6 protein-coding genes are annotated in these 4,074 nt (G+C 66.0%); all 6 read left to right on the top strand.

Going from position 1 to position 4,074, the window contains the following annotated elements:
• On the top strand, positions 1–314 hold a 314-nt coding region (locus SAS01S_RS21630; protein ID WP_066813247.1), incomplete at its 5' end, for a DUF3597 domain-containing protein.
• 69 nt (positions 315–383) lie between these two features.
• Positions 384–896, top strand: a complete 513-nt coding sequence (locus SAS01S_RS21625; protein ID WP_066813244.1) for a hypothetical protein — start codon at positions 384–386, stop codon at positions 894–896.
• Between the two features lie 203 nt (positions 897–1,099).
• Positions 1,100–2,053 (top strand): isopenicillin N synthase family dioxygenase, encoded by a 954-nt coding sequence (locus SAS01S_RS21620; protein ID WP_066813243.1) that lies wholly within the window; start codon positions 1,100–1,102, stop codon positions 2,051–2,053.
• A 57-nt stretch (positions 2,054–2,110) separates the two neighbouring features.
• Positions 2,111–2,530, top strand: a complete 420-nt coding sequence (locus SAS01S_RS21615; RefSeq protein WP_066813242.1) for a hypothetical protein — start codon at positions 2,111–2,113, stop codon at positions 2,528–2,530.
• A gap of 23 nt (positions 2,531–2,553) precedes the next feature.
• Entirely contained in the window at positions 2,554–2,934 is a 381-nt protein-coding gene (locus SAS01S_RS21610) for a hypothetical protein (RefSeq protein WP_157082948.1), read from the top strand.
• An 81-nt stretch (positions 2,935–3,015) separates the two neighbouring features.
• On the top strand, positions 3,016–4,074 hold a 1,059-nt coding region (locus SAS01S_RS21605; RefSeq protein WP_066813239.1), incomplete at its 3' end, for a homoserine dehydrogenase.

Genomic DNA, 4,074 nt, shown 5'->3' with positions numbered 1-4,074 from the left:
CGGCGCCCGCGCCGGCCCCTGCACCTGCTCCCGCCGAGGCAGCGGCCCCGCCGCCCCCTCCGCCTCCCCCGCCCGCGACGCTGAGCGAGGATCAGATCTACGCCGTGCTGGAAAAGCATGCCGAAGCGCGTGGCGAACCGCTCAACTACAAGGAATCGATCGTCGACCTGATGAAGGCGATCGGTCAGGATTCGAGCCTCGACGCGCGCAAGCAGCTCGCGACCGAACTCGGCTATACCGGTGACCAGAACGACACCGCGACGATGAATATCTGGCTCCATCAAAAGACGATGGACAAATTGATGAACGGCTGAGGCGTTATTCGGTCTTGCGCGGCGGGCGCCCGAGTGTATTATTTACATAATGCACTATGGGAGCCCGCCATGCTTCGTTTGACCCCTCTTGCCGCCGCCGCGCTGGCGCTTGCCGCCTGTGGTGAGCATGACGGCAACAGCACCTCGATCAGCTTCAGCGGCAACAGTTCGGACGGCGCCGTCTCCGGCGGGATCGACAGTTCGGGCAACCTCAAGATCAACGCCAACGGCTTCAAGGCCGATCTGAAGCTGCCCAAATTCTCGGTCGACGCGAGCAATTTCGAGATGAACGGGGTACACCTCTATCCCGGCTCGACGATCAGCTCGATCAACGTCAACGGCGGCGACGATGGCAAGGACAATGGCAAGGACCCCGGTAAGGTCCGCGTCGCCTTTACCAGTCCGGCCGGTGCCGCGACGGTGCGCGACTGGCTCAAGGAACGGCTGGGCAAGGCCGGCTTCACCCTGTCCGCCGACGGCGCCGGTCTGACCGGCAAGACCGACGACGGCAAGCCGTTCGCGCTCAAGCTGAGCGACCAGGGCGCGACCAAGTCGAGCGGCACGATCGATATGGGTGGATAATACCCCGTCACCCCAGCGAAAGCTGGGGTCTGGTGCCGCAGGCGTCCGCTAAATCGCCCGAGACCAGCATCGGGTCGGATCGTCCCCCGGACGATCCTTGAGCATGCGGGGCATGCTCAACCCGATGCTCTTGCGCTGGGGTGACGGGCGGGTGGCGAGGGTCTATCATCCTGACCAACGCAAAAAGATTCCGGACAAACCACATGCTAGACACCCCCGCCGCCCAGGTCCCAGCCCTCAGCCTCGCCGAGGAAGCGCGCGATCCCGCCGCCTTTGCCGCGGCGTTCGGCGGGTCGTTCGAACGCTTCGGGTTCGCGATCGTCGCCGACCACGGCATTCCGCTACCGCTGATCCAGCGCGCCTGGAGCCTGACCGAGCAATTCTTCGCGCTGCCCGAGGACGAAAAGCGCGGTTATTACGACAAGGCATGGGGCGGCCAACGCGGCTATACACCGTTCAAGACCGAGATCGCCAAGGACGCCAAGCACGTCGACCTCAAGGAATTTTGGCATGTCGGGCGCGATTTGCCCGAGGGCCATCCAGCCGCCGCGACGATGATGCCCAATGTCTGGCCGTCGCGCCCGGGCGAGTTCCAGGAAGCGCTGACCGATTTGTGGAATGCGTTCGACCGCGCCGGCCTCCGCCTGCTCTCGGCGATCGCGCGGCATTTGAAGCTGGCGCCCGATTATTTCGACACCGTGGTCGATCACGGCAATTCGATCCTGCGGCTGCTCCATTACCCGCCGATCCCGGCCGATGCCGAGGGCGTGCGTGCCGGCGCGCATGAGGACATCAACCTGATCACCTTGCTGCTCGGCGCCGAGGAAGCGGGGCTCGAACTGCTCGACCGCGACGGCAAGTGGCTGGCGATCCGCCCGCCAGAAGGCGCGATGGTGGTCAATGTGGGCGACATGTTGCAGCGGCTGACCAACAACGTCCTGCCGTCGACGACGCACCGCGTCGTCAACCCGCCGCCCGAACGGCGCGGTTTCTCACGCTATTCGATGCCGTTCTTCCTGCATCCCAATCCGGAATTCCTGATCGTGACGCTGCCGAGCTGCATCAGCGCGGACAACCCGAACCACTATCCGACGCCGATCACCGCGCACGATTATCTGCACGAACGGCTGGTCGAAATTGGCCTCGTGAAAGCCTGATCGTTTCGTGCTAAGATTCATTTCCTATCAAGAGGAAGTTCGGCAAGGGAAAGTATCGTGTATCGCGAAACCTTGATTGTCGGCGCGCTTGTCGCCGCACTGACCGCCATTCCAGTGGCTCATGCTCAACGAGCACAACGCACTCAGCCCGGCTTCCGGGCGCCCTATACCAGTTATACCGGCCAAGGTGCGTTTCAGAGCGGCGCAGGAACGAACCTTCGCTACATGCCCCCGCCCAATGACAAGCAGGTCGCACAGATGGTCCGATGGAATACGGTGGGCCAGTGCGTCAGCGGACAAGATCGCGAAGCGAGTTTGGCTTGGGTCGGCGGACGCCACGGCGCCAAGCTTGCCCGCACTCGCCTCGAGCCGGTGTTCGCCCGCTGCCTAGCGGGTAGCGGCATAACCGAGCCGAACGACAAGGCGCTTCGCCGCGCGGCACTTGCCGACGCGCTTGGCGTCGGACTAGCGCAATAATTCAAATGAGGGGCATGGGGGCGATGCAGCGTTTTATCGTGGCGGCAGGTCTGCTGGCCAGCGCGGCGTGGCTGGTACCGGAGGCGATAGCACGACCGGCGGCCGATCTGTTCGCCGGCGAACGCGACGACGTCTCGCGCGTGGAGCGGACGGCGCCAAGCCCGACCGGCCTGCTACGCTTGTGGTCGACGGTCGGGCGTTGCGTGGTCCAGCGCGATCGCAACACCGCGCTGACCTTCGTTCGCGCGCCGCTCGGCTCCGATCTGTCGCTCGCCGCCGCGCGGCGGCTCGACCCGGTATTCGCCGGCTGCCTGGCGGGATCGCGCGTGCCCGGTCCGTCCAGCGTGGTGCTGCGCCGCGCCGCTTTGGCCAACGCGCTCGGCATCGCCGGAACGCGCATCTAGGGCGTTCGCGACTTTTTCGACCGATCCAATACGCCGCGAACGCTTGCGGCGAGCGGCACAGTTCCTCTACGCGGGAAAGCGATGACTTCGACTTCCCCGCTCCGCGTTGCGCTCGCAGGCCTTGGCACCGTCGGTGCCGGCGTGATCAAACTCCTCGACGTCAATGGCGAGCTCATCGCCCGGCGCGCGGGCCGGCCGATCGAGATCGTCGCGGTGTCCGCTCGCGATCGCGCCAAGGACCGCGGGGTCGATATCGAACGGTTCGACTGGGTCGACGACACCGCGGCGCTGGCGCATCGCGAGGACGCCGATGTGGTGGTCGAGCTGATCGGCGGATCGGACGGCCCGGCGCTGACGCTGGCGCGCGCCACGCTCGCCGGCGGCAAGGGGCTGGTCACCGCCAACAAAGCGATGATGGCGCATCACGGGCTGGAACTCGCCGAAGCGGCGGAGGCCGCCAGTGCCCCGCTCAAGTTTGAGGCGGCGGTGGCCGGCGGCGTTCCGGTCATCAAGGGTCTGCGCGAAGGTGCCGCGGCCAACGAGATCAGCCGGGTCTACGGCATCCTCAACGGCACCTGCAATTTCATCCTGACCAAGATGGAAGCCGAGGGTCGCGACTTCGCCGACGTGCTGGCCGAGGCGCAGGCGTTGGGGTTCGCGGAGGCCGATCCCAGCTTCGACATTGACGGCGTCGATGCGTCGCACAAGCTGTCGATCCTCGCCAGCCTGGCGTTCGGTACGCGCCCCGCTTTCGCCGATGTCGCGACCGGCGGAATCCGCCACGTCCTCGCCGCCGATATCGCCGAGGCCGCGACTTTGGGCTATCGTATCCGTCTGGTCGGCATCGCCGAGGCCGGGTCGAAGGGGTTGTTCCAGCGCGTCCACGCGCATCTCGTCCCGCTCAGCCACCCGCTTGCACATGTTTCCGGCGCGCTCAACGCGGTCGTCGCGGAAGGCAATTTCGTTGGGCGTCTGCTGTTCCAGGGCGCCGGAGCGGGCGACGGGCCTACGGCATCAGCAGTGGTCGCCGACTTGATCGACATTGCTCGCGACGAATTCGGGCCGCCTTATGCGATGCCCGCCGCCCAGCTGACCGCGCTCCCCGCCGCCGATAGCGGCGAGCGCCGCGGCCGCGCCTAT

This window comes from Sphingomonas asaccharolytica NBRC 15499 (assembly GCF_001598355.1).
Lineage (GTDB): Bacteria > Pseudomonadota > Alphaproteobacteria > Sphingomonadales > Sphingomonadaceae > Sphingomonas > Sphingomonas asaccharolytica.
Note: the sequence above shows the minus strand (reverse complement) of the source record. Positions and strands in the feature narration are given on the sequence as shown.

Excerpts from the sequence above, each read along its gene's own strand:
- SAS01S_RS21625 (WP_066813244.1), top strand. The coding sequence starts at position 384 with ATGCTTCGTTTGACCCCTCTTGCCGCCGCCGCGCTGGCGCTTGCCGCC.
- SAS01S_RS21620 (WP_066813243.1), top strand. The coding sequence starts at position 1,100 with ATGCTAGACACCCCCGCCGCCCAGGTCCCAGCCCTCAGCCTCGCCGAG.
- SAS01S_RS21610 (WP_157082948.1), top strand. The coding sequence starts at position 2,554 with ATGCAGCGTTTTATCGTGGCGGCAGGTCTGCTGGCCAGCGCGGCGTGG.